24 protein-coding genes and 2 riboswitches are annotated in these 25,246 nt (G+C 57.7%); of the genes, 5 read left to right on the forward strand and 19 right to left on the reverse strand.

Annotated elements, in window-relative coordinates:
• Nucleotides 1-70 precede the first annotated feature (70 nt).
• On the forward strand, nt 71-559 hold the full coding sequence (locus H522_RS0103220; protein ID WP_035452336.1) for a flavin reductase family protein: 489 nt from the start codon (nt 71-73) through the stop codon (nt 557-559).
• 3 nt (nt 560-562) lie between these two features.
• Here H522_RS0103220 and H522_RS17265 read toward each other — a convergent pair whose 3' ends face one another.
• Genes H522_RS17265 through H522_RS17270 form a run of 4 tightly spaced genes read right to left on the reverse strand, consistent with a single transcriptional unit; the run spans nt 563 to nt 4,164 of the window.
• A complete protein-coding gene (locus tag H522_RS17265) occupies nt 563-1,666 on the reverse strand; it encodes an MGDG synthase family glycosyltransferase (RefSeq protein WP_051343760.1) in 1,104 nt (367 codons plus the stop codon).
• Between the two features lie 10 nt (nt 1,667-1,676).
• Nucleotides 1,677-2,285 (reverse strand): YkoP family protein, encoded by a 609-nt coding sequence (locus H522_RS0103230; RefSeq protein ID WP_026961209.1) that lies wholly within the window; start codon nt 2,283-2,285, stop codon nt 1,677-1,679.
• Nucleotides 2,285-2,995 (reverse strand): polysaccharide deacetylase family protein, encoded by a 711-nt coding sequence (locus H522_RS0103235; protein WP_035452338.1) that lies wholly within the window; start codon nt 2,993-2,995, stop codon nt 2,285-2,287. The genes H522_RS0103230 and H522_RS0103235 overlap by 1 nt, the downstream gene beginning before the upstream one ends.
• A 5-nt stretch (nt 2,996-3,000) precedes the next feature.
• Complete coding sequence (locus H522_RS17270) at nt 3,001-4,164, reverse strand: MGDG synthase family glycosyltransferase (RefSeq protein WP_051343762.1); 1,164 nt, start codon at nt 4,162-4,164, stop codon at nt 3,001-3,003.
• A 267-nt stretch (nt 4,165-4,431) separates the two neighbouring features.
• Here H522_RS17270 and H522_RS0103245 point away from each other — a divergent pair, with 267 nt between their 5' ends.
• The gene (locus tag H522_RS0103245; protein ID WP_026961211.1) at nt 4,432-5,088 is read left to right on the forward strand and encodes a sulfocyanin-like copper-binding protein; all 657 of its coding nucleotides are present in this window, start codon (nt 4,432-4,434) and stop codon (nt 5,086-5,088) included.
• Nucleotides 5,089-5,180: 92 nt separating this feature from the next.
• Here H522_RS0103245 and H522_RS17275 read toward each other — a convergent pair whose 3' ends face one another.
• The 6 genes from H522_RS17275 to menB form a co-directional block, all read right to left on the reverse strand.
• Entirely contained in the window at nt 5,181-5,714 is a 534-nt protein-coding gene (locus H522_RS17275; RefSeq protein ID WP_051343764.1) for a TlpA family protein disulfide reductase, read from the reverse strand.
• A gap of 96 nt (nt 5,715-5,810) precedes the next feature.
• Nucleotides 5,811-6,656, reverse strand: coding sequence for a 2-succinyl-6-hydroxy-2,4-cyclohexadiene-1-carboxylate synthase (menH, locus tag H522_RS0103255; RefSeq protein ID WP_026961212.1), 846 nt, complete (start codon nt 6,654-6,656; stop codon nt 5,811-5,813).
• Nucleotides 6,653-8,431, reverse strand: a complete 1,779-nt coding sequence (menD, locus tag H522_RS17280) for a 2-succinyl-5-enolpyruvyl-6-hydroxy-3-cyclohexene-1-carboxylic-acid synthase (RefSeq protein WP_051343766.1) — start codon at nt 8,429-8,431, stop codon at nt 6,653-6,655. Before menD ends, menH begins: the two co-directional genes overlap by 4 nt.
• A complete protein-coding gene (locus H522_RS17285; RefSeq protein WP_081411826.1) occupies nt 8,428-9,831 on the reverse strand; it encodes an isochorismate synthase in 1,404 nt (467 codons plus the stop codon). Before H522_RS17285 ends, menD begins: the two co-directional genes overlap by 4 nt.
• A complete protein-coding gene (locus H522_RS0103270) occupies nt 9,813-11,300 on the reverse strand; it encodes an o-succinylbenzoate--CoA ligase (protein WP_035452341.1) in 1,488 nt (495 codons plus the stop codon). Before H522_RS0103270 ends, H522_RS17285 begins: the two co-directional genes overlap by 19 nt.
• A 168-nt stretch (nt 11,301-11,468) precedes the next feature.
• Nucleotides 11,469-12,287, reverse strand: coding sequence for a 1,4-dihydroxy-2-naphthoyl-CoA synthase (gene menB / locus H522_RS0103275; protein ID WP_026961214.1), 819 nt, complete (start codon nt 12,285-12,287; stop codon nt 11,469-11,471).
• Between the two features lie 215 nt (nt 12,288-12,502).
• Here menB and H522_RS0103280 point away from each other — a divergent pair, with 215 nt between their 5' ends.
• Complete coding sequence (locus tag H522_RS0103280) at nt 12,503-13,411, forward strand: 1,4-dihydroxy-2-naphthoate polyprenyltransferase (protein ID WP_026961215.1); 909 nt, start codon at nt 12,503-12,505, stop codon at nt 13,409-13,411.
• Between the two features lie 146 nt (nt 13,412-13,557).
• Here H522_RS0103280 and H522_RS20290 read toward each other — a convergent pair whose 3' ends face one another.
• The 4 genes from H522_RS20290 to H522_RS21400 form a co-directional block, all read right to left on the reverse strand.
• A complete protein-coding gene (locus H522_RS20290; RefSeq protein ID WP_155836152.1) occupies nt 13,558-16,170 on the reverse strand; it encodes a peptidoglycan-binding protein in 2,613 nt (870 codons plus the stop codon).
• Between the two features lie 517 nt (nt 16,171-16,687).
• Complete coding sequence (locus H522_RS17295; RefSeq protein WP_051343772.1) at nt 16,688-17,740, reverse strand: thioredoxin domain-containing protein; 1,053 nt, start codon at nt 17,738-17,740, stop codon at nt 16,688-16,690.
• A 92-nt stretch (nt 17,741-17,832) separates the two neighbouring features.
• Complete coding sequence (locus H522_RS0103295; protein ID WP_026961216.1) at nt 17,833-18,267, reverse strand: DUF1284 domain-containing protein; 435 nt, start codon at nt 18,265-18,267, stop codon at nt 17,833-17,835.
• A gap of 211 nt (nt 18,268-18,478) precedes the next feature.
• Nucleotides 18,479-18,655 (reverse strand): hypothetical protein, encoded by a 177-nt coding sequence (locus tag H522_RS21400; protein ID WP_155836154.1) that lies wholly within the window; start codon nt 18,653-18,655, stop codon nt 18,479-18,481.
• A gap of 187 nt (nt 18,656-18,842) precedes the next feature.
• Here H522_RS21400 and H522_RS20295 point away from each other — a divergent pair, with 187 nt between their 5' ends.
• Nucleotides 18,843-19,598, forward strand: coding sequence for a L,D-transpeptidase (locus H522_RS20295; RefSeq protein ID WP_051343774.1), 756 nt, complete (start codon nt 18,843-18,845; stop codon nt 19,596-19,598).
• 183 nt (nt 19,599-19,781) lie between these two features.
• Here the strand turns inward: H522_RS20295 and H522_RS0103310 are convergent, their stop codons facing one another.
• Complete coding sequence (locus H522_RS0103310; protein ID WP_026961217.1) at nt 19,782-20,438, reverse strand: methionine ABC transporter permease; 657 nt, start codon at nt 20,436-20,438, stop codon at nt 19,782-19,784.
• The gene (locus H522_RS17305; protein WP_081411841.1) at nt 20,435-21,565 is read right to left on the reverse strand and encodes a methionine ABC transporter ATP-binding protein; all 1,131 of its coding nucleotides are present in this window, start codon (nt 21,563-21,565) and stop codon (nt 20,435-20,437) included. The genes H522_RS0103310 and H522_RS17305 overlap by 4 nt, the downstream gene beginning before the upstream one ends.
• Nucleotides 21,566-21,644: 79 nt before the next feature.
• Nucleotides 21,645-21,756: riboswitch (SAM riboswitch) on the reverse strand.
• Between the two features lie 155 nt (nt 21,757-21,911).
• Nucleotides 21,912-22,009: riboswitch (SAM riboswitch) on the forward strand.
• A 126-nt stretch (nt 22,010-22,135) separates the two neighbouring features.
• Here H522_RS17305 and H522_RS0103320 point away from each other — a divergent pair.
• Nucleotides 22,136-23,008, forward strand: coding sequence for a MetQ/NlpA family ABC transporter substrate-binding protein (locus tag H522_RS0103320; RefSeq protein WP_026961218.1), 873 nt, complete (start codon nt 22,136-22,138; stop codon nt 23,006-23,008).
• Between the two features lie 140 nt (nt 23,009-23,148).
• Here H522_RS0103320 and H522_RS0103325 read toward each other — a convergent pair whose 3' ends face one another.
• The 3 genes from H522_RS0103325 to H522_RS20915 all read right to left on the reverse strand — a co-directional run bounded on the left by H522_RS0103325 (nt 23,149) and on the right by H522_RS20915 (nt 25,213).
• On the reverse strand, nt 23,149-24,549 hold the full coding sequence (locus H522_RS0103325) for a cobyrinic acid a,c-diamide synthase CobB (RefSeq protein ID WP_211230638.1): 1,401 nt from the start codon (nt 24,547-24,549) through the stop codon (nt 23,149-23,151).
• Between the two features lie 219 nt (nt 24,550-24,768).
• Nucleotides 24,769-24,909: a hypothetical protein gene (locus H522_RS21805; RefSeq protein ID WP_169726623.1), complete on the reverse strand. Its 141-nt coding sequence runs from the start codon at nt 24,907-24,909 to the stop codon at nt 24,769-24,771.
• A gap of 88 nt (nt 24,910-24,997) precedes the next feature.
• Nucleotides 24,998-25,213 (reverse strand): PhzF family phenazine biosynthesis protein, encoded by a 216-nt coding sequence (locus tag H522_RS20915; RefSeq protein ID WP_081411827.1) that lies wholly within the window; start codon nt 25,211-25,213, stop codon nt 24,998-25,000.
• Between the last annotated feature and the right edge of the window lie 33 nt (nt 25,214-25,246).

Below are 25,246 nucleotides of genomic sequence, written 5' to 3' on the forward strand. Positions count from 1 at the left end.
ATGGATGGCAGATTCCTGCACATCTGCGTATCTGCTGCGCGGCGTATTGCGCCAGAGGAGGTCAGCCAGAATGTCAGTTCAACCGGATACGTTTCGCCGCGTCTTGGCTCGCTTTGCCAGCGGTGTTACCGTTGTGACCATGTCCGATGGAATACTGGCCACCGGTCTAACCGTATCGGCCTTCTGTTCGGTTTCCCTGAATCCCCCTTACATCCTCGTTTGCATTAATAACACATCGACCGCTCTGGATCTGGTTCGGAAGAGCGGAGGCTTTGCAGTCCACATCCTGACGGAAGACCAAGCGGACTTATCCAAGCGTTTTGCCAGCCAGGGGACAGATAAGTTGGCCGGTCTGACATACCAAAGCGGGCTGTACGGCGCGCCTGTATTGGACGGTGTGCTCGCTCATCTGGAATGCTCGCTGGTTCAGGAGATTCCAGCAGGAGACCACTTTATCCTGATTGGCCAGGTGGAGCGTGGAGACGTCCACCGGGATGCCCAACCGCTCCTCTATTTTACAAGCCAATACCGCCAACTCGCGTCGACTCCGATTATGTAGACTTCACCTGGATACGGCCATCGCTCGTTTTCGTTCCGCCTGCTGCAAGGCGTGCTCGACGACCGCCCACGCGGCGTCGGGTCGCGCCAACCGCTGGCATGCCGCACGCATCTGTTCGCGCGTCCCAGGTTGTCGTAAAACCCGCAACGCCCGGACAAACTCCGCCGGCGATGCAACCGTCTTGGCCGCGCCGTGTCGGCTTAAGAATTCCGCATTATCCGATTCCTGGCCAGGCTGTGGCCGGAAAATCAACATGGGACACGTTGAGGCCAAGCATTCAGAGACCGTCACCCCGCCCGATTTCACCACGGAAAAGTCGGCTCCTTGCAGCCAATCGGCGACATGCTCGACAAACGGCAGCGGGTGAATGTGCGGCCACTCCTCTGACCAACGCGCCACCTGCTGGTACATCTTGGAATTCCGGCCGCACATCACGTACACCGCGTGATCCGGAAACAACCGCCCCGTCCACCGTAACGCGGTCAAGAGATGGGGAAACACACCCCGCCCCCCCGTGGCATACAGAATATACGGCCGCTCAGCCCGAAGCCGACTCTGTGTCCGACAGAACAGAAACTGTTGTCGGATAGGAATCCCGGAAACCACCAACTCCTGGCCAGGCTGCAAAAACTCTTCCATCCCACCCGCAAGAGATGCATTCGCGATGAAGTATGTATCAATGTTGTGATGGAACCACCGACCATGCACCGTGAAGTCTGTAATGACCTCGCCGATATACGGACGCCAGCGGCTTGCGGATAAGGACGCCAGCGCATGGTCTGGAAACAGCTGTAGCACAATGTCCGGTTTTTGCTCCTCCAACTGTTGGAGCACCATTTGCCGTGAAAAGGCCGATAGCATTTTCCAAAACGTGTGATCCGGTCCAAAGCGAGCGGTCACCCGATAACTCATGCCATACATATGAGGTGCAAACCGAGTGGTCCACTCATACGTTCGTTCGTTCAGTTTGGCAATCCGTGGGCTGGTCTCGCGATAAATGTCCAAGACAACGGTTTCGACACCGCGGGCGGTGAATGCGTCGTGCAAGGCGCGTGCCACCTGATGGTGGCCATCCCCGATGTGCGCGGTCAAGAGTAAAGCCTTCACCCTCGACACCTCACGTTCGATTCGGTTTATCGTCGGACGCAGCCTTGATGGACTGCGCATCAACACCCGGTTTCCCATGCATCAGAATCAATCGTTTTTTGCTCGTCGCCACGAGTTTCGGTACAAACGCGTCCGGGTGCGCCTCTAGCAGCCGATTCGCGTCCGGATTGAACGCCCGCAGGACCTGACGCAGATACCAACGGGTGAGCGGAGCCAGAACCCGGTTGCGAATCGGCAAGGCCTCGAACCCCAACCGCTCAATCCCCCGATGGATGAACGTAATTCCGTAGAGAACCTGTACGTCCGCAAATTCCGGATGCGCCACCCGCTCAGCCAGCGCCGGCAAAGACTTACGCGCCAGTTGCAACAGCTTGACCGTAGAAGCCAAGATGTTTTTTTCCTCTCTCAACACACGGGCGACCAGGGTATTGTTCACGTGCAACTCAACGACCGGCTGTCCGCGGACGACGCGTACCCCGTCAATCTCAAACGGTTTACCTAAATAATGAGTCTTCGATAGATAGAATAAATCTTCCACGTCGGGGCGGATCGGCTGGACCTTAAACAATTTTCGAAATCCAGCTTCCCAAAGGTCCCAGAATCGTCCTTTGGCGTCCATCAACGCCCCTCCTTTCCGTACCACTCATTGAGCGTGCGAAACGAATACCCGGCTTCTCGGGCGCGTCGGCCCAACTCGGGTATGAGGGCAATCACCTGTTCAGGGGCCCCCGTCTCGGCGCCCAACGTCTCATCGCTGTCGTGCAGGACGATGATGGCTCCTGGGTGTAGCCGGTTTACAATGCGCTCGAGCACCTGTCCGGGTCGCTGAACCCGCCAGTCACCCACCATAATGGACCACGTCACCAAGCGGTGTGTGCGTGGGGCCGTCAATAACGTAACCAGGTTCAACGCGCCCCAGGTTGGCCGATAGAACCGGGGACGTATGCCGAACCTCTGCACAAGGGCCGCGGTCGTTTTCCGGAATTGCCGGACGGCGGCTGCGGGTGGGAGCAGCGGCACAAAGGAATGGGTCCAGCCGTGTATCTCCACCTGATGCCCGTCGGCCAACATGCGCAACACTAAGTCTGGATGCGCTAACGCTTTTCGGCCAATGACGAAAAACGTGGCTCGAATCTCGGCGTCCCGCAAAGCATCGAGCAGACGGTCCGTGTATTTCGGGTCTGGACCGTCGTCGAACGTCAGGGCCAGTTCGCGCCGCGTTGGCCCCTGACGAATGGCCCACAACCGAAACCCCCGGGTCAACAAGTTCGGAATCAGGGAATACAGGCAGAGCAACAGCAAGAGAATCAGGCAACCCCATCGCCACACTTCGCTCACTCCCAACCACCGGAGTCCCCGACCATCGGTAACGGATGGAGCGGCTTGTCCGCGAAGGTATGAATCAGCGTATCGGCGATACGCCCCGCCGCGCCCCGTCGATAAGCCGCCCGGGCCGCCGCCCGCATGGCGGCCAACGACTCCGGATGGGCCGCAAGACGGTTGAGTTCCTCGGCTGCGCCCTGAATGTCCTTAATCCATCGGGCAGCCCCGAGATCGACCACGTACTGCCCGTTACAGACCTCTTGGCCGGGAATGGGATGGTACAACAACATCGGCAGTTCCATCGCCAACGCCTCGGCGACGGTGATGCCACCCGGCTTGGTTACCACCACGTCTGCCATGGCCATCCACCGTTCCACTTCCGTAGTATAGCCGAGCACGCGAATCCGCTCCCCGTGCAACCCGTGCAGGCGTCGGTATAGTTTGTCGTTGCGGCCGCAAATCACGACAAACTGCAGGTCGCTGGCCTGCATGACCTCCTTCCAATCGGACACGTCCGCCACCAATCCCGCACCGCCGCCCATCAAAAGAACAAGCGGTCTCTCAGGGTCCAGTCTTTCCGCGCTGCGAAGCTCCCGACGGCGTGCCGCCGACTGTCGGCTTCCCGCCTGTTCAAAGCGAGACCGTATTGGCATACCGCTCACGACAATGCGCTCCATCGGCACACCTAACGCGTGCAGCTCCTGCCCAACCGTTTCCGTGGCGACAAAATAGAGGTCGGTATGCTCTTGAACCCACTGCCCATGGGCAGTGTAATCCGTCAAGACCCCAACAATCGGAATGCTTGTGAATCCCTGCTCGCGCAGCTGGGCCATCACACCGTTGGGGGTCGGAAATGTGCTGACGACGACATCCGGCGCATACGCCTTAAGGCAGCGCTTAAATTTCGCCATCCCCAAACGGTTAATGCGGCGCTGTAACGACGAATCGGGATCCAACCTCGACATGGACCTATAAAAGGCTTCATAAAGCGCCGGAGCTAACTGGACACCCTGAATCAGACTGAATTTCGCAAACGACCGCAGGGCCGGATTCAGCCATTCGGTGTAATCGACAAGCTTCACGGTCGCCCCACGACGACGCAAGGCTTCCCCGACCGCATTGGCCGCTTGTATGTGCCCGTCGCCAAAAGAGGCGCTCATGAGCAAGACTCTCACTGCAATCATCCTCGCTGCGTCATAAGAGTCGTACGGATTTCCGCAGGCAAACTGCACAGCGGAAGATACATGTACACAAGTACCAAAACAAGTATATCACCACCACCCACGATATACGATCCGCCTCACGCCAACTCCTCAGTCATTCGAACATATCGTGTCCAACACGCCCCTAGGCCCCTATTGCCGACCTGTGAAACGTATAATAAACTGAGAAGGTACGGACGATTCAACCAACACCGTTTGTTCCGTGAATGGGGGTTGAGCATGAAGCAACTATCACCTGCAGGCTTAACGGTCGTCGCTATCGGCGCTCTCGTGGCCATCGCGTTTTGGGTGGTCGGGTTTTTCGGTCTTCCGAACGACGTGACGCATCGTAACCTCGCGCAAAACCCCAAGTTGGCCGTTTCGGTTGCGACCACCAACGCGAACAAGGGTGGAGGCACTTCGCCCAGCAGTCCTTCATCCCAGTCCGGCGCCGGGCAAACGGCTCCCATCGCCAAACTGGACAAAGCCGCCAAGACCATCGATCTCAACATCACGACGGATCAAGACATGGCGTTTAACGGGTACAGCAAAGGCGCTCTGAAAATCGCCGTGCCCACGGGCTGGACGGTCAAGGTCAAGTTCAGCGATACCTCAAACATTCAACACAGTGTGGGCTTTACGGACTGGAGTCATCGTCAGGGGACGACGTTTCCCGCCGCGTTCTCCCATTCTCTCATGCCCGGCTTTCAAACGGGTATCACTTCGAGCCATCCCCCAGTCGCGTTCCAGTTCAAGGCCGACAAGGCGGGTAAATACGCCATGGTCTGTGGGATTCCAGGACACGCATCCATGGGTATGTGGGACGAATTCGACGTTTCGAACAACCTGTCGTCCCCAACCATCACTACGGATAAAGGGACACAAAAGGCCTCGTAGCCAACTGAGTCTCTGAACAAGGAGGCGCCGGGCGGAATGTCAACGGCCCTCATGGGAATGCATACAGGGGACGTGGGTCAAGAACTTGTGGGTCAGGAACTTTGGCCATCGGTCAACGCCAACTTAACCATATGGCGAAGGTCCTGGCCATTTAATTCGCCCGTTTTCATCCATACGACTTGGCCGTTATGGTCAACCAGAAACGTCGTGGGGGAACCTTCAATTTGATAGGCCTTAGCAAACGCGCCATCCGTGTCGGCCAGCAACAGGTATGGAATGTGATATTTCTTGGCGAAGCTGCGGGCGCTTGCCAGCTTGTCGTCAGCCGTCATGTTTATCCCGACCAACTGAATGCGGCCCCGATACTGCTCTGCCATCTGCACAAGCCGCGGCGTCTCCGCCGCACACGGTGGGCACCAGGACGCCCAGGCGTTGATGACCACTGGCTCGCCATGCTTGAGGAGATCCGCCAACGATACGGTCCGATTGGGGTCATCTAGGGTCCCTAAGGTGAAGGATGGCGCAGCGTGGCCAGGCCTGGGCGCGGCGTTTGCGGGACCACACCCTACGAGGATTGTGATTCCGACTAGAGCACCGCACCAGGCAACGGCTTGACGTACGTTCATGCCACCATCCCCCTCATCGACATTTGACCCCCTGGATAATCCAGTTACCTCCCTGGCCCATCCCGTCACGGATTCCACCGTACCAATCCCAAACTCTCACGGCCAATCCGTCATGCTCACGGCTGATTCCGCCACTTCGGCGAGAAAACCACGCACCGACTCTGCAAAGGCGGTGGGCTGCTCCAGGTGCACCGTGTGCCCTGCCCCGTTTACAACCTCGACGTTCAAAGCCGGGTTTCGCGTTCGCATTGCCTCGGCAATCGCTCGATACTTGGTGTCCCATGCCCCGACGATAAGCCGCGTCGGCATCCGGAGCCGCCCCAGCTGCGGCCAATACGAGCATTGGCATCCGGTTCCCATCCCGCGCAAGCTGGCAGCTAGGCCTGCAGTCGCCTGCGCTAGCCGAACGGATCGTTGCCGGGCCAATACCCCCGCATCCAGCCGCCTCTGCGTGGAAAATAGTGGAATGGATTCCCAGCGTTGTACAAACGCCTCGATTCCTTGCTGCTCGATGAACGAAGCTAGTTCCTCGTCTGTCTGTCTCCGCTGCGAACGCTCCGCGAACGCTGCGAGTCCGGGGGAGCTGCTTTCTAGGATAAGCCCCAGGAGCCGATGCGGCCGCGTCACCGCTAACGCCAAAGCCACGCGCCCCCCCATCGAATAGCCGAGGCAGGCAAACCGGGAATGTCCGAGTGCATCCATCACGTAAAGGAGGTCTTGCACCTGGTGCTCCATGGTGCACCGGCTAGGCGGCACCACCTGTGTATGCCCATGCCCGAGCAAATCCACCATTACTAGGCGCCACCCTGGCCACGCGGAGACAAACGGTTGCCACACCCGCCCGCTGCCGGTAAACCCATGCAGCAACAGCAGGGGCTTGCCTTCCCCCACTTCTTCCACATGATAGGTCACACCACGAACGGAGAGGGCCTGGGTGGTCATACGCCTCCCCCCTCGCGCGGGTACATCCCCAACGCTGCGGCCACGGTCCGTGCCTTGGTGACCGCTGCGGTGATGGCATCTTCGTGCACGCGATGGTTTTCATCCGCATCAAAGCGCGCTTCGACCACCGTGAGCCCACCCTGACGCAGGTGCCTCGCGACCGCCTCCCGCAGTGCCTCGGGGTTGTCTACCGTATCCCAATGACCGCCGTACATCCGGACCGCCTCCGCAAAATCGAGCCCATGCGGGGTACGGAAATGTTCAAATGTATCCAAATGACCGGCTTGGGGCAAAAACGAAAAAATACCGCCCCCATCATTATGGATAACGAGCACAAAAAGGTCCAGCCTATGCCGCCCGACAGCCAACAGACCATTTAAATCATGATAAAACGAGACATCGCCAATGCAAAGAGCGGTCATTCCTTTCCCGGCTGCTGCAGCGCCCACTGCGGTGGAAACCACCCCGTCAATGCCGCTCACACCACGGTTGGCCAAAAACCGAAGCGACTTATCCCCACCGGGAAAGAACGCATCCAAGTCGCGGATGGGCATGCTGTTGCCCACCACAATGGTCGATCCGTCTGGCACCGCGTCCACCAGTGCGAGCAGCGCGGACGCTTCCTGCCACTGGCTCTCGATCGCGCGAAACAAGGTATCTCCGCATGCCGCATCCAGGGTGCGCCACGCATTCAACCACGACACCCGCGTGGGAACGGCTTCATCACCCGCCGCCGTATGCTCCAGCAGGGCCTGTACGAACGGATCGACATCCGTTTCGATAGCCATGGCACCAGTGAAGAACGGATCGCGCCAAACCGGGGATTCGTCGATCACCACCGAGTTGGTATTCGCATGACGGGTCAGGTATCTCCCCAACGATTTGGAGGTCGGCGTCTGGCCCATGCGCAGCACGAAATCCGCGTCCAGGGCTGTGGCAATCGTATCATCGCGAAGAAACACATCGTAGTGGCAAATGGTTGTCTCGCCGCTTGCGGTGCGGACTTGGGAAAGGGGATCGGCCAAGACCGGAATCTTCTGTGCCTTGGCAAACTGACAGAGCGCGGCGACATTCCAGGGACGTTCCATCGGTCCGAGCACCAAGAGAGGTCGCTGGCTTTCACGCAACCACTTGGCCATGTCTTCCAGCGCTGCGGGATGGGGCAGGCGCTGGCTCGGAAACACCTGCGCCCGCACAATGGGGGACCTGCCGCACGTGAACTCGTCCCATGCGGGCGGAATTAAGGGTTCCCGGAGCGGCACGTTCAAGTGCACCGGACCGCGCGGGAGCGAAACGGCCGCCAGGACCGCGCGGCGCGCTGTGTCCGCCAGGTACCGCCGCAAGGTATCGTTGTCGTCCGGGACGGCCAGGTCGTGTTGCCACTTGACGAACGGCCCGTACATACCACTCTGGCGGACCGTTTGGTTGCTCCCCACGTCGTGCAGCTCCGGCGGCCGGTCTGCGGTAAGGACGAGCAGGGGCAAGCGGGCCGTGTGCGCCTCCATGACAGCCGGAAGGTAATTTCCAGCCGCCGTACCCGAAGTGCAAATGAGCGCTACTGGTTCTGCCGACGCGCGCGCGATGCCCACGGCAAAGAATCCGGATGACCGTTCATCCAACTGTGACCAGACCTGAAATCGCCCGCAACGGACGACGCTCATCGTGAGCGGAGTCGACCGTGAGCCCGGGGAAATCACGACGTGCCGAAGTCCCGCGTCACTGAGCGCAAGCATGAATTCGTAGAGTACAGACAGTGCAGGATTGATGCCACTCATTCTCTCACCTCCAACGCACGCAACATCGGCTGAAACTTCCACTCAGTCTCCGTCCATTCCGCATCCGCATCGGAATCCCCCATGATGCCAGCCCCGGCAAACAAAGTGGAGGTGGACGCAGAGAGTAAACCAGACCGCAGCGCCACCGCAAATTCCCCGTCGCCGGCTAAGGTCATCCATCCTACCGGTCCAGCGTACCAACCGCGGGAAAACCATTCCCGATGGGCAATCACGGACAAGGCCTTCGTTCTTGGAACCCCGGCCACTGCGGGAGTGGGATGAAGCCGTTCCACCAAATCAAGCACGTTCATATTCGCTCGCAGGTAGCCGGTCACCGGCGTATATAGATGTTGAACATTCGCCAAGCGGCGGATCTGCGGTTCACGGGGAATCTGCATTTCCGCGACCGCGTCAGCGATGCTGGTTGCAATCCAGTCCACGACCGCCCGGTGTTCTTGTCGGTTTTTGGCACTGGCCAACAATTCCGCCGCAAGTCGCCGGTCTTCGGCCTCGGTCTCGCCACGTGAGGTGGTCCCGGCCAGCCCATCGATGTGCACCTGACGTTCCCGTACCGAGACCAGGCGTTCCGGAGTGGCTCCAACAAACCATTCGCTTCCCTGCCGAACCGCGAACACATAAGCCTCGGGGTACATAGCCGAAAGCCGCTCGATGACCAAAGCCAGCTTTACAGCTCCGCCTTGAACGCGAACGGATCGGGCCAATACCGCCTTTTGGTACTCGCCGCTCTGGATCTCCAGAGCGGTCTGGGAGACGGCCGCCTGCCACTTGGCCAAGGCGTCGTCCTCATCCCAGATGACTCGACTCTCTGGACCGCCCGCCAGGTACACGGGCTGGACTGGCCTGTCGTTCTCCAGCCACCGGCTGAGTTCCCGAGCCAGTTGATGCTCCAAATCGAAACGAGACGCCTCTTCCGCCGTCAGGGTCAAGGTCAACCACACCCTCTCCCCGGACCGTTCTACGAGCCATCGGGGCAGGCGGAATTCACAGTCTGGCCATTCCCGCCAAGGTGCTCCATGCGGACCCGGGGCGAAGGAGAAGCCGCCCAACCAACGTGGCCGAGCATCGACCGTGAAGCCCAAATCCTGGATCACTCTCCGCAGTGAGGAACGGAGCCCCGCAAACCGTGTAGCGCCGTCTGCGCGCACGCGGACCGTGCGGCCGAAGCCCAGCAGCCCAAACTGGGCTTGGGGTTTCATGAAGAGAAAATCCGCCTCCGGAAGCGAAACCTGCCCGAAGCGGGCCAAGAATACGTCCCACTCCCATCCCCCCGTACAGGTGGCCGCGTACCAACCGGAATCCGGCTGATGGCATCGCGCCGTTTGAATGTCCTCCGTCAACCGCGCCACAATCTGTTGAATCGTCATTTTGCTTCCAGCCATTCCCGCAGTTTTCTTCGCAGCAGTTTCCCCGAAGCGTTTCGCGGCAACTCCGCCACGCGCTCGATTCGCCGCGGAATTTTATAGCCAGCCAAGGATTGGCGACAGAACTGGATGAGGTCTTCATCTTCGACGCTGCCGGAGAGAACGACACAAGCGACCGGGGACTGACCCCAGTAGGCATCCGCCACGCCGACCACCGCCACGTCCTCAACCGCCGGATGACGAAGCAGAACCGATTCCACCTCAGCCGGATAAATGTTCTCGCCGCCGCTGACAATCAGGTCCTTGCGCCGGTCCAATACAAACAAATAACCGTCTTCATCCACGTACCCGATGTCACCTGTATGCAGCCACCCATCAACAATCGTCTCCCGTGTGGCGTCGGGGCGATTGAGGTACCCGGCCATGACCGTGGGTCCGCGGACAATGATTTCCCCTTCCTCTCGAGGTTTGGCCCGACGTCCGTCGACCTCAATCGCAATTTCCGTCGGCATCAGGGGTTTCCCGGACGACCCCAGTTTGCGCAAGGCATCTTCCGGACGCAACGTGCAGACTTGGGTGTTTGCTTCCGTCAGCCCGTAACTCTGGGCCACCGGGGCGCCCAGGGCCAAGGCCCGCTCAAGAAGCGGCCGCGGCGCACCACTGCCGCCAAGAAGAATGCAACGCAGGCTGGGCGGGTACGGAACATCACCGCGGGCATCGACCATGCGCCGGAGCATCGTCGGCACCACCGACAAAAGGGTAACCCCCTCGTCATCGATGGCCTGGTGCACCGCGTCCACGTCGAATTTATCGTGCACCACGGCCGTGGTTCCATAGATGAGACTGCGCATGAGGACGGCCAGCCCGCCGACATGAAACAGCGGCATCGGCACCAGCCACCGGTCCGCCTCCGAGAGCCCAAGCTGCAGGGCGGATCCCATCGCGGACCACCAGTGATTGCCGTAGGTGATCATCGCCCCCTTCGGTTGTCCCGTAGTACCCGAAGTATAAATGATGGCATGTACGTCCTGAGTATGGATTTCCGTCCGTGCCAAAGGCCGAGCCTTTTCTCGTGCCAGATCCGTTAGCAGCACTACGTCCGTCGCGGTTGTCTGCAGGCGCCCTACCTGCTGGGCTAAATCCATCCCCGCCTCATCGCACAAAATCCAGCGTACACCCGCATCCTGGATCTGCCACGCGATTTCTGCGGCGGTTAAGCGCCAATTGATGGGGACCAATACGGCCTCGGCCTGCATGAGCGCGTGCACAGCAAGGGCAAACCATTCTCCATTAAAGGCAATCAAGGCTACCCGTTCACCCTTATCCACACCACGGCGCTGCAAGGCCCCCGCCATTTGTGTAGCCGCTTCGTAGAGTTCTTGGTATGACCAGGTGCGCTCCTGCGTCTTGAGCGCCGTCCGCTCGGCTCCGCTCGACACGCGCCGCCCCAGCCAATCGGGCAGCAATACGTCCGCGCCCGCCGTCATGAACTTCATCTCCCATTGGTAAGTTGACTGTCCCGTGCATGTTGCTTAGGACATCCACACAAGGAAGCGGCGATCCAACGCTCGCGTCGGAACGCCGCCCCATTTTGTAAATCGCCATTCGCTCAGTACACCGCACCTGTGGAATTCGTCTCGGGGCTCCACTAGATATTATGGAAGGCGACGGAACTGCTTAAAGTTCGGCTTGCGCTTCTCCACGAACGCCCGGCTGCCTTCCTTCGCCTCATCGGTCATGTAGTACAGCATCGTCGCATCGCCGGCGAGCATCTGCAGACCAGCCAAGCCATCCGTATCGGCGTTGAAGGCCATCTTCAGGAAACGAATGGCAATCGGACTCTTCTCCAAGATTTCCTTGGCCCATTTAATCGATTCCTCTTCGAGCTGATCCAACGGTACCACCGTGTTGACCAGCCCCATCTCCAAGGCCTCTTGGGCATTATATTGACGGCAGAGGAACCAAATCTCTTTAGCCTTCTTGTGACCGACAATGCGTCCCAGCAGGGCCGATCCGTACCCGGCATCGAAACTGCCTACGCGGGGACCAGCTTGTCCAAAAATCGCGTTGTCCGCCGCGATGGTCAGGTCGCAGCACACGTGCAGAACGTGCCCACCGCCAATCGCGTACCCGGCGACCACCGCAATCACGGGTTTCGGCAGGGCCCGAATCTGCCGCTGCAAATCCAGCACATTCAGGCGCGGCACATTGTCCTCACCAACGTAGCCGCCATGGCCACGGTGACGCTGGTCACCCCCCGAACAAAATGCCTTGTCGCCGGCGCCGCGCAGCAGGACAACCCCTGTTGTCTCGTCATCCCGGATGTGATTGAACGCGTCAATCATCTCCTTGACCGTTTCCGGCCGAAACGCGTTATGTACCTCGGGACGGTTGATGGTGACGCGCGCAATCCCTTCCGCCCGTTCATAAATAATGTCTTCGTATGGTTTAACAATTTCCCATTTCAAGGTCATGAGATGCTCCTCCTCCAATGGCTTAGCGACGACCCGGTTCACATCTCTTTCAGTATAACACTCGACCTGTACACACCCAAACCAACCGCAACCTCCCGTTGCCGCCATGTGGCGCGGTCTGCTATGATTTCGACTGGAATCGTATCCACTCCTGGCATTCGGACGACTGGAGTTCTACTTACGGCATTCTTCCAGAGAGGCAGGTGGTAACCCAGATGACCTGGAAACAACGGTTGGATATTGGTTGGCGGCTGGCCCGGCCGTTTACCCTGATGGCGTCTGTCGTCCCTGTCCTGGTGGGAACGGGTTTGGCGCTGACAAAGGCCAGCTTCCATACCTCCCTGTTTATCAGTTTCTTCCTGGCGTGTCTGCTGATTCAAGCGGCGACCAACATGTTCAATGAGTACTTTGATTTTCGCCGCGGCTTGGACTCAAAAGAGATGGTCGGCATTGCGGGCGCCATCGTCCGTGACGGAGTGCGCCCACGCACCGTATTGGGGTTAGCGTGGCTATTCATTCTCATCGCCACCGGTCTCGGCGTCTATATTTGTATGATGACCACATGGTGGATTGCAGTGGTTGGCGCTGCCTGCATTGGCGTCGCGTATTTTTATTCGGGAGGTCCCAAGCCGTTGGCTTATACCCCGTTCGGGGAGTTGGCTGCATCCGTGGCGATGGGTCCAGTGATTGTTCTGTTAGCCTACTACATTCAAACGGACGAGATCACAGCGCGAGCCACGATTGCCTCACTGCCCATTGGATTGTTGATTGGCGCACTGCTGCTTGGGAACAACATTCGCGACTTGGACCATGACATTGCGGGCGGACGTCGCACCATTGCCATCCTGCTGGGCAAAGCCGGTGGACGTATCCTGTTCGCGGTGGTCTATGCAATCACCTACCTGATTGTCCTCGCGTTGATTGCCATTGGACAACTGACCCCTTGGGCGCTGCTGGTCCTCCTCACCGTACCATCGGCATATTCCGTGGTGCGTCGTTGGTTTCAGAGCAGCGACGCCCAGCAAATGCAGCTCGCGTTTAAAGGAACGTCCATGCAGCTCCTGCGCTTCGGCGCGTTGATGTTCGTTGGGCTGTTAGTTTCGGTGTGGATACCGGTACGGTAGTAAGCAGGTGCATGCTCGCTTGAATAGAATACATTCGGAAGGGCTGTCCCCCGTCTCACGACGGGTTTGGGACAGCCCCTTCATTTTTGGATACCAACGCGATTGACTACTGACCGATCCGGTCGCCAAAATGGTGATGGGGTGGCTCACCACGTGGACGGCGAACTGTCGTACGGAACCAGTTTATAGTGTGAATTAATCGTGGTTTGCTTTGTCACGGCCTGATTCGATTTTGCACTCGAATTGTACTGTTGGACGCAATATTGCACTTGACTTGAGGTTTGGCTCGTTGCCACCACCCAGTCGCCCGCGTGCAGCCCGTTGCCAATGTTGGCCAGGTTCGCGTAGTCTTTCGTATCCGACGGATTCACCGTAGGCACGACACGATACACGTTTAGCAGGTGCAGAGCACGGGCATCAATCCAATACCCATTCACCTTCAACTCGTCCGTGACCTGTCCACCCGCAAAACCGATCCGCATCGCTTGAACATTGACAGTCGAATAAGGAGACATGAGTGCTTTCCAGGTGGCCGCATCACAGATACCGTCCGTGCGCAGTTGTACAGAATCGTGATTTTTATTGTAATTCTGTTGAAACTTCTGCAAGGCACCGGCTGTCGCGGGGCCAAAGACGCCGTCCGTCCCTTGACTACCTGTACCCCCAACATCATAATGCTGCATCATCAACAGCGCCTGTAGGACGCGTACATCGTTACCCGATATTCCCTGTTGGAGAGTCCTGTTCAGGTTGGTGACAGCCCACTGTGCCCTGGCGCCGCTGAAGACGTACTCCGGTTCTCCCTGCTCCTTCACGAATGATGCCGAAGGAACATTGGTATTGGCCGCAAAATGCACGTGCTCATCCGTCGTAAAATCGTCGACAATCGCCGCAATGTTCGGGGACCAATCGTGATCGCTCGCATAACTCTGATTCATTCCATCCAAATTCGGAGAGATGTAATGACTTGAAGATAAGCCGGTAATCGTCGGAGATTCTAAGTAACTCAAGCGTACCGTATAGGCTTGATAGTGAATGGCGTAATCCTCCGATGGAAATACACCGGCTAGATTCCCCGGGTCGCTGTCGTAAGCCCCGTACCCATAAATATTGTTTTTGGCCAATGCAATGGAACTCCGTCCGCCCGCACTCTCTTCGACCGCGTGCGCCATGAGATAAATCGCGTTAACGCCATATCCTTTCTGCGCATCCAACATGGAACTCCCGAGCCCCTGCAGCGCATAGCCGCGAGTCTTCAACCAGTTGTCTATCTGACCTGCCGTGACGGACGCGTTCGAACGCAGGTCGACGGTTCGAAACGGACTTTCCCAAGTCCCCATCTGTTGTCCACTGTAAATACGCACGGAACCTTGTTGGCTGGTGTGGTCACTCAAAAGGTAATAGTCCGCGTAGTGATGGAGAGAATGCGCACCGTCCGTCGCATAATAAAGCGCACCACTCTTCGCCCAGGACGGGGCCTTGCTGGCCTCCCAATACGTGTAGCCATTGACATACGCATACCATTGACCGTCCTGTTCAAAGTAATACCGTTTCGGCATATCGACGATGGCCTTGGTCGCAAGATCGACCACATAACCGCCTTCGGTATGATTCCGCACCGCCTGCGCGTTCAGCGTATCGTAGGCTGCATCCGCACTCGTCCGATCCGTAAACGATTGAGAGACAAGATTTCCATTCTGATCTGAAGAATAAAGCACGTATCGAGTCTTCTGAGTCGGTTTCGGCGCCGGATTCGTCGGCTTGCTCGCCTTCACAGCGTGACCAGAGAACAGTACACCCCACGTCTGCGGCCCGATAACACCGTCCGCGCCCAGGTGATTGGCACGTTGAAATGCCTTGACCGCGGCCAAGGTCTGCGGTCCGAAATCTCCATCGACCCCGTTCGCCGGCAGGTAACCCAGCTTGATTAACTGTTGCTGCGCCTGTTTGACGAGTGGACCCTTGTCGTTATATTGCAACATCACCTGGTTCGAGCTGCCGCTTGATTTTCCCGTCCCACTCGAGCCACTCGATCCGCTCGGTTTTTGTGGCTTTGACGGCGCCGTGTTGGGCTGGGTCACCTTGGTCGGCGGCGAGCCTCCGCGCGATGCCGGCGTATCCGCAGACTTGAGCGCCGCCTTCAGCGCCGCCCACGTTTTGCTGCCGACAATGCCGTCAGCGGTCAAGTGATGCTTCTTTTGAAAAGCTCGTACAGCACTCGCCGTGCGGCTCCCGAATACGCCGTCCGCTTTCCCGCACGCAAACCCCAACTGGTTCAACGCCGTTTGCAAGGTCTTTACAGACGCCCCACTGCTGCCTGTGCGCAGGGTTGGCGTCGACGCGATTTTCACGCTCGCCGACGTCCCCGAGGAGCGATTTGCCGGCGCTTTCGAAGATGATTTGGAGGACGTACGACTGGAGTGGCTCACAGGAGTAGAATGCGAGGAGCCCTTGGTCCCGTCCAACACGGTCCAAGTTTTTGGACCCACAATCCCGTCTACGATAAGGTGGTGAGCCTCTTGAAACTTCTTCACGGCGGCCAGGGTTTTCAATCCAAAAACCCCGTCGACCTTTCCGCACGCGTATCCGAGGGAATTCAGTTTGCGCTGCAAATCGGAAACCGAGGCGCCATGAGCACCCATACGGAGGGTTGCTTGGCTTGAAGACGCATAGGCGGTCGTCGGGGTCACCGCTGCCACCCCGGCCGATCCGAACAGGCCCGCCGCTGTCCAAATTGCCATAAATAATCTACGATTCAAATCAACCTTACCCCCTTGTTGGACAATCGGCGTTGCCCAACCCTGACAAGTCGTCCCTTTTCCCCGGAAGAAGCTACCGCCGCTACGAGCCCATCGCACCCCCGCCGTTACCAAACATGCATAAGACGAGACCCTTCATCCCGACATGCCACAGCATGCGGACAACGAACCGTTTCTAGCAGTGCCAATACGGATGAGATAAGAGATCTATGTATGTGAGGCGCGATGAAGATAAGAGTTCTACAAGATTTGCGGATTTCCTATCCAGTTCAACAAAAAATCTCGCTGGATTGGTCAGATAAACCAAACTTTGCGGATCGGAAAACGAGACTAACCCCCATGCCGCCGGATCGACACCATCCGAAAGATGAAAATGCTCGCCTATAGCTGTTTTTCAGGCATGAGGGTGATTGAAGAAACCGTGCCTGAGCACGGCCTTGCATGCTGTAGCAAGACCGCCTCAGGCACGACTAAGGCTCAGACGTGGCCGAGGAAGATTCAACGTGACAAGGTCGCGTCACTCCCTCCTGTCGAGAGCCTGGATAACCTGGTTGACGTCCGTCGTAGGGGCTTGACAGGCGTAATTTTGGCACAGGTAGAACGTGGGTTTGCCTTCTATCGGCTTATAGTCGGCCAGATAGGGGGCCAGGTTCTCCCATGGCCCGAGGGCGTGAAGCGGTCGTATCAAAACCACCGTATCTGGGAGAAATCGAGTTTTCAGCTCCCGCAATAACCGAGCCTCTTCGCTTCCGACTTTACCTGCGGATACATCCGGTGCATCGGTCAAGATGACGATCTCTCGACTTGGTTGGCTTGCATACTGAAACGCCATGGTGTAAAACGTGTACCCGGCCGGATATCGGGTGACCTCCCCTGCAAAGGCCTCTAAAAATTTCCGCCCGGCCGCTATCCACTCTTCATCAGCCAACAGCCGGCCAAGTCGGAAGAGGTTAAGTGCCGCCACTGAGTTGCCAGACGGAGTCGCTCCGTCGTAGATTTCCTTCGGACGCATAATGAGGGCTTCCGCATCTCGGCCATATAAGAAAAACCCTCCCTGGTCCGGATCCCAAAGCCGTTGCATCATTTGTCTTTGCCAATGCACGGCCTTCTTCAAGTAGATGGGGTCCCACGTGGCGTCGTACAACTCCAACAACGCCCAGATGAAAAACGCGTAGTCATCCACGTAGCCCACTTGACCGCGCTCGCCGTCGCGAAAACGAGCACACAGGCGCCCGGCCTCGTCTACCGAATACTGCTCCAAAAACAGCAAGGCCCGTTGCGCCGCGCCCAGGAATGTACCGTTGTCAAACACGCGCGCCGCCTTGGCCAGGGCGGCCATCATCAGCCCGTTCCACGCGGTGAGGATTTTATCGTCCCGATCCGGCCGTACGCGCTCTTCGCGTGCCTGTCGGAGGGTTTCGTTCCAGCCGCGCACCGTCTTCGCCGCGTCAGATTCGGGCCGTGCCCACAGCTCGTTAAGCTGCTCCTCGGGACACTGAAGAAGGTTGGGAATGCTGCGGCGGGCAAAGTTTCCTCCTTCAGATACGGCGTAAAGAAACCCCGCTTCCATTGATTCAGAGCAACCATAAATGCGGCGCCGACTCCTCCAAAACCGGAGGTAAATCCCGGTCACATTGTTGATGCTCCGTGGGCATCGCAGTCCTAGACCTCCCACAGCCCCTTGCCCATTCGTATCCGCTCAATTCCCTCCTCGCACACGCCATAGGCAAGCCAGGGACAAGTGGCACACAACCTAGGAATATCGTGAGCATGTAAAGACCTGGCCACTCTGGCCTCAACTTCCGACCAGGGCAAAACCTTGCCTGGGTGTAAGTCTAAAAACTCCAAAACCTGATCATCCCGCTCGTAGACCGTGCATCCGTCACAATGATAGGGTTGGTTGTCTGGAAACCATCTACACAAGTCGTCGGGTCCGCGGACAATTTGTATTAACGTTTGCCTGTGCCGCCGCAGTTGACGGTGTACCTTCGTCATGTTCGCGACGTACGCATCCGAGTAGCCCATGCCCCGGTACCCGAGCAGACATAATAAGTGATGCCCGCGCAGTCGGATGGGGCGCCGTGCCCAAGTCGACACTCCTTCTACTCCCCCTCACGTCCACGTCGACCGACTGCAGGCGAATGGGGCAGACTACTCGGCTATGCCAAAACTGGGCTACCTCTCCTATGCCGATCCGCCACCCGCATCGCCCGTATACGGCCTATACTCAGCCAACGAAACGATTATGCCAAGCATAACGCACCTGCGGCAACGGTTCACCCCTAAAATGGTTGGCCGGCCCCGAACCTTAAACACCGTCTTTCGGCCAGAAGCCGCCAATTAAATCCGGAAACTCCCCGGTATAAAGGCTGTTCCTAAGTCCACTGTAATCGATTTCGCCGGCGCGCAAGCGAAGAATAAAACGGCGAACAAGATCACGTTCCTCATCGTTGAGAGATTCAATCAATTCATGCAACGAATCCACACAGGTGCCCCCCTTGATCTCCCTTGTAGCGTACGGATCTCCCCACTGGGATATACCAGTCGGCCCGGGTTTGGTCCACGCTACCCACCTCAGATATCGTTAAAGCATCGAAACTTGTCGAAACGGATTGGCTTACAACAGAGAATCCCGTATACTGAGAGGAGCCATGAGACAAGGAGAGACATTCATGCAATCTGCCTTCTTCCGTCTCGCCGTGGCCATCTTGGTGTCCGGCGGACTCCTCACCGCCTGTGGCTCCACGGAATCCACAGGGACTTTGAGCCAGACCGATAGAAACAGTAGCTCCGCCGCACAAAGCGGGGAGACTTATGGCCATGCGGCGGGCGGCCAGAATGTCCCAGTCCACCAGTCGTTCCCACCGCGTTCGCCGGATGGAGCAGACGCTGCACATGCATCGCCCACTGCACCTGAGGCTTCGTCATCCGCCTCGACCACAGCAACCAAATCGCTTCCGGAAAAGGCGGTACAAAAGCCGGTCGTCCGATGGGACAAGCCTTCTGGTGGACCCTATCCCCACTTGCATCCGAATGAAGCGGTTTGGATTGACGTTTCCATTTCCAAGCAACGGATGTACATCAAGTCCGGTCAAAAAACGCTCTACACCATGGTCATTTCTTCTGGAATCGACGGAAGCAAGGCTACCTATACCCCACGTGGAACGTTTTACGTGCAGCCGGAACGCGGAACCTGGTTTTACACGCCACGCTTTCACGAAGGGGCCAAGTACTGGGTGTCGTGGATGAACCACGGACAGTATCTGTTTCACAGCATGCCAATGGACAAGAACGGGCACGTCATCCTAAAAGACGCCGAGAAGCTGGGCCGGGAAGACTCCCATGGATGCATTCACCTTACCGTCCCGGATGCAAAATGGGTCTATGAGCACATCCCGACTGGAACGAAAGTGGTCATCCACGACTGACCACCAAGGTTCACGTTGACAGGCGGGATTTCACGCAACACGGTGAGGGTTCTGTGTATTTTGAACTATTGATGAAGTAAGGATGGAATCAAGGCCAAGCCGCAAAGGTCATGCCCACGACCGCATAACAAGTCCGGGCAAAGGTAAGGTACCTCTCAGGCTTGGCCTTAGCTTAAAGGTCATTTAGGCGCGACGAGCGTAATGCCTTACCAACCTGTCTCCCAACATCTGCATGAATTGCACGATGACGACGAGAATCGCCGTCGTAACCAGCATAACCCCCGTCTCAAACCGCTCATACCCGTAACGCACAGCGAGATCGCCAAGACCGCCTCCCCCAATGACGCCGGACATGGCCGAATAACTGACCAAAGTAACCGCGGTAATTGTGATCCCGGCAATCAAGCCTGGGCGCGCTTCCGGGAGCAGTACACGGAAAACAATCTGCCAGACGGAGGCCCCCATCGCTTGCGCCGCTTCAATCACACCCGAGTCGACCTCGCGCAGCGCCGTTTCGGCCACCCGAGCGTAAAACGGCGCCGCTCCCACCGTAAGCGGTACGATGGCGGCGTTCACACCGATGGAGGTGCCCACAATCCATTCTGTCAACGGAATGATGGCAATGAGTAGGATGATGAACGGTACAGACCGCACGATGTTGACGACGACCGCCAACGCCTGATATGCCCAACGGGTAGGAATCAAGGTTCGCGTTGAGAACAAGACCAAAAACACGCCCATTGGCAGCCCCAAGACCACAGCTAAAAATGTCGAAACGCCCACCATGTAGAGTGTTTGCCAGGTTGCTTGCAGGATTTCCGGCCACGCGATGCCACTCATCCCTCATCCCCTCCTGCCGTTGGATAGGTCGAAACTGTTGCTTGATTCCGAGCCGCTGACGGATCGACACCGCGCCTGGCGTGGACATACTCGCCGCTTTGTGGCCCAGTCAGGATGTCCACCCGGCATCCGCGCTCCTCCAATGCGGCCACAGCTTCTGCCACCGCCAATTCATCCCCGTACCAATGAACAAGCAGCCGCCCATAGGGTACATCCTTAATCGCATCCACGGTTCCTTGCAGGATGCTGAAGCGACCTTGGGTTTGGGCCGCGACCTCAGCCAGGATGGGACGATACACAGCATCGCCGCTGAACACCACCCGCAGGCGCTGACCTGGCCCCGGTACGGACGCACTCGCGCCGACCGCCAACAACTCGCCACCCAGTTCACCCTCTCCATCCACAGCCAATAGGCGCTTTGTCAATGGATGCTGGGGTGACAAGAACGTCTCCACGACCGATCCGCTCTCCACAATGCGACCGTCATCCATCACCGCCACGCGGTCACACAGCTGCCGAACCACGGCCATTTCATGCGTCACCACGACCACGGTGACCCCCAATTCCCGGTTGACGCGCAGAATGAGTTCTAAGATTTGCCGCGTCGTCTCCGGATCCAGTGCGGAAGTGGCCTCGTCACAGAGCAAGATCTTCGGGCGTGTGGCGAGCGCCCGCGCGATGGCCACGCGCTGTTTCTGGCCGCCGGAAAGCTCGGATGGGTATTTGTGGGCGTGATCGTTCAAACCGACCCAGGCTAACAACTCCTCGACTCGGTTGCGTTCCGCGTCCCCACGGACCCCTGCCAGCCGCAGCGGAAACGCCACGTTCTCCGCTACGGTCGCCGAGGAGAGCAGATGAAAGTGTTGGAATATCATCCCGATTTGCCGTCGAACCGCCTGGAGTTGACGTTTGTTCATCCGGGTCAACTCTTGCCCATCGACCCAGACCTCCCCCGCCGTCGGCCGCTCCAACAGGTTGATGCAGCGCAAAAGGGTGCTCTTGCCTGCGCCCGAATAACCAATCAATCCGAAGATTTCTCCCGCTTTGACCTCTAGGTCAATTTCATCCAAGGCCACAACGGGCCGCTTGGGAGAACCATAATCCTTGCGAATGCCGTGCAACTCTATCGTCGCGGTTCCCTCCCCGTGCTCAGATGCCCGCAGCAAAAAACGCGCCCCGAGAAGGGCGCGCCGGTTGCGCACACACTTCTCATCTCTCGCAGACTTTAATCCGGTACAATCTGCGCAGGAATTGGCACCGAGTCGAACTCGGTTGCCGGGTTTCATCGGGCCCGTCCCTCAACCACTCTCGATGAGAATCATAGTCCGTGAATTTTCACGTCAAGCACTGTCCGATGACGGCTCGAGTCTCTATTCTAGTAAGATCCGCACCATTTGACAAGCTAAGATTTTGATGGTTGACAAGCATGGATGCGTCAAGTATAAAAGGATTTGCAAACTGCATCTGTCTAAACTCTTATCCAGAGTAGGCGGAGGGACTGGCCCTATGATGCCCGGCAACCGGCCACGTGCACGGTGCTAACTCCTGCGGATGATTCCGAGAGATAAGAGGTGCACACCGCCTCTTTTCGCTTGGAAAAGAGGTTTTTTTGTGCCGAAGTGAGGAACACCAACGGGGTCACACGTTGTGTCCGGACGCAACAGACAGAGAGAATCGATTGCTAGGAGGAGATTCCTATGAAAACTCGCAACATCCTTCGCTTCACTGCCGCTCTAGGCGTAGGCGCAGCCTTGGTTGCAGGCTGCGGTGGCAATCCCAATTCCGCGTCAGGGAACCAAACTGCCGGTTCTGGAAAGCAAGAGACGGTTCTGAAAGTGGGTGCCACGCCGGTCCCGCATGCCGAGATCTTGAACTACGTGAAGCCCATTTTGGCGAAAGAGGGCGTGGACCTAAAGGTCGTAGAATTTAATGACTATGTCCAGCCTAATCGCGCACTGGCTTCCGGTCAGCTGGACGCGAACTACTTCCAGCACGTTCCGTATTTGCAGCAATACAACGAGAAAAACCATACCCACCTGGTGCCCACAGTCATGGTGCACTTTGAGCCCCTGGGCCTGTATCCGGGCAAGAGCAAGTCGCTCAAAGCCATCCCGGACGGGGCCACCGTCGCGGTTCCCAACGATACGACGAATGAGGGACGGGCATTGCTGTTGTTGGCGGATAATGGACTTCTCAAGTTGAAGGACCCGAACAGTCTGGCGGAGACCCCGCAAGACATTGTCTCGAATCCGCATCACCTCAAGATTGAGGAACTGGATGCAGCGGCCATCCCCCGCGTCGTAAAGGATGTCAACTATGCGGTCATTAACGGCAACTACGCCATTCAGGCCGGATATCAGGTTTCGGACGCCTTGGCTGTGGAAAAGGCCGACTCCAAGGCGGCCAAGACCTATGCGAACGTGGTCGTCGTCCGGGACGGGGAACAAAATAATCCAGCCATTGAAAAGCTAGACAAGGCCCTTAACTCCCCGAGCGTGAAGAAGTTTATTGATCAGCACTATCACGGTTCCGTGGTTGCGGAATTTGGAAAACCAATCGCGACAAAGTAAGTTGACTACCCCATCAGGTTCTGTCCTCGATAAGGTTCATACCAAACCGAATCGAGTCGAACGAGCAATTTGACTCCGTGTTGGGCTGCCCCAAAGACCTGCTTGGGGCGGCCCCTTTTCTTGCCTCTGACTATTCCAAACTACGTCATCCGTTCACGCCGGTAGGCACGGCACGCATCCAGCCATCGGTGCACCACGGCAGGATTGGAACCAAAATGAACGTGTATGTACGTGGCCAACAGGCGCCCATGGGCGTAACCTTCACTCCACTCGCGCTGCCCTGCCCGTACGGTATAAATATCTTCACTGCGGGGCCAGTGGCAGTCCATACGCGAGTAATGAAACTCATGACCGCGTAGAGACTCCCCGCTCTTAAGCAGCAGACAATCTCGGCGCGCGATTAACTCCCGATAACCCATCGCCGTGAGTCGCCGGGTCATGGATACGACACCAGGGATAACACCCACCATCGGCCACACGTGTCCTTCATCGTCTACCATGGCTTCACTCAAATACATATAGCCCCCGCACTCCGCCAAGGTGGGCAGCCCCTCCTGAATGCGGCTGCGAATACTCGCTCTGACCGCGTCCGCCTGACTCAGTCGAGCCACAAATTCCTCCGGATAACCGCCCCCAAGGTACAACCCATCTGCCTCCTGAGGCACAGGTTCCCCTTCCAACGGGCGAAATTCCCGAATCTCCGCACCGGATCGACGAAGCATATCCAAATTGTCTTCATAGTAGAAGTTAAACGCCGCGTCCCTGGCCACTACCATCACAACACGATCCGACCGACAAGCCGCCCGGTCTTCTTCCGGTACCGCAACGAACCCAGACATCGCCGGCGTGGACTGAGCTATCCGAATGAGCGCATTCAGGTCAACCTGCGCCTCCATCACATCTGCCAAATGCGCCAACAAGGGTTCAATATTTCCGCGTTCCATGGCGGGAACAAGCCCGAGGTGACGCTCTGGCAGTTCAAGGTCCGCATCCTCCGGCAGCCAGCCAATAACCGGGATTCCGCAGGCCGACTCTACCGCCGAGCGGATGATTTCGTAATGGCCAAAACCGCCGGCCCGGTTGGCAATAACTGCGGCGATCCGCACGTCCTTGCGAAAGTTTCTTAGCCCGTGTACAATCGCTGCGGCGGTGCGGGCCATCCGCGAGACGTCGAGCACCAACAGAACCGGAGCTCCTAAGAGCGCCGCGACCTCCGCCGTACTTCCCGTGTCGGACTCCCCCACCACGCCGTCAAATAGCCCCATCACTCCTTCAATGAGGCAGATGTCTGCGTCTTGGGAAGCCCGATAAAACGTCTGCTGCACGAAATCTCGAGTGAGCATCCAGGTATCTAAATTCCTCGCGGATCGTCCAGTAACCGTCGAATGGTAACTCGTATCAATGTAGTCCGGCCCCACTTTGAAGCCCTGTACCTTCAGGCCTCGCCGCTTCAGCGCCGCCATCAGGCCTAAGGTTACGGTTGTCTTGCCACTGCCGCTCCAGGGCGCGGCGATGACCAAACGTGGTTTTATCGCAGCCACCTCCCGGATTTAATGGGCTTGTCCCCCCAGACGGCCGCCATCGCTATCGCCCGACGGGAGTACACCGCAAAATCTGTTCGGCCGTCTTCACGGTTACTCCGAGCCTTTTCTAATACCAAGCAAGCCGCAAGCGGGAACCCCCTTGCGGCCTGTTTGGCATCCTGGAACGCGACGATCGCGCTCCAAGATGACCAAGGCATGCCCTGTCGTCCATGTGTCTTAATACATAGCTCCCGGTGCCGCTGCGGCACCATCCATGCCATAGGCACCGTAGGCGCCTGGGACCAAGAGGAAGAACAACACGAAGATAATCAGAAACACAACCGCCCAACGGGTGTACCCTCCAAAGACTCCGTACAACGCACACACCCCCTCTTTAGAGATGATGTATGGTATGTATGGAGGGATGATGGAGTAAGGACAAATCACACGGCCTGATCGCCCGAAATCACCCTGAAATCACAAGGGTCCACCCTTGTTCAAACGAATAGACACCTGGACGCAAAAGCCCCAGATGACCTAGGTATGCCCCGAGAGCCCCGTTAGCTGTCCCGGTGTGCGGGTCTTCGAGGACACCGACAGCCGGGGCAAAGTCCCTTGTATGCACGTGTGAACCCGCCAGTATGGGGTCAAAACAAAACAGGTGGATGGTCGCGGCCCCCAAGGATTGACAGAGACGAGCCTGCCTGGATTCTCA

Origin of the sequence: Alicyclobacillus herbarius DSM 13609 (genome assembly GCF_000430585.1) — a bacterium.
Classification (GTDB): domain Bacteria; phylum Bacillota; class Bacilli; order Alicyclobacillales; family Alicyclobacillaceae; genus Alicyclobacillus_G; species Alicyclobacillus_G herbarius.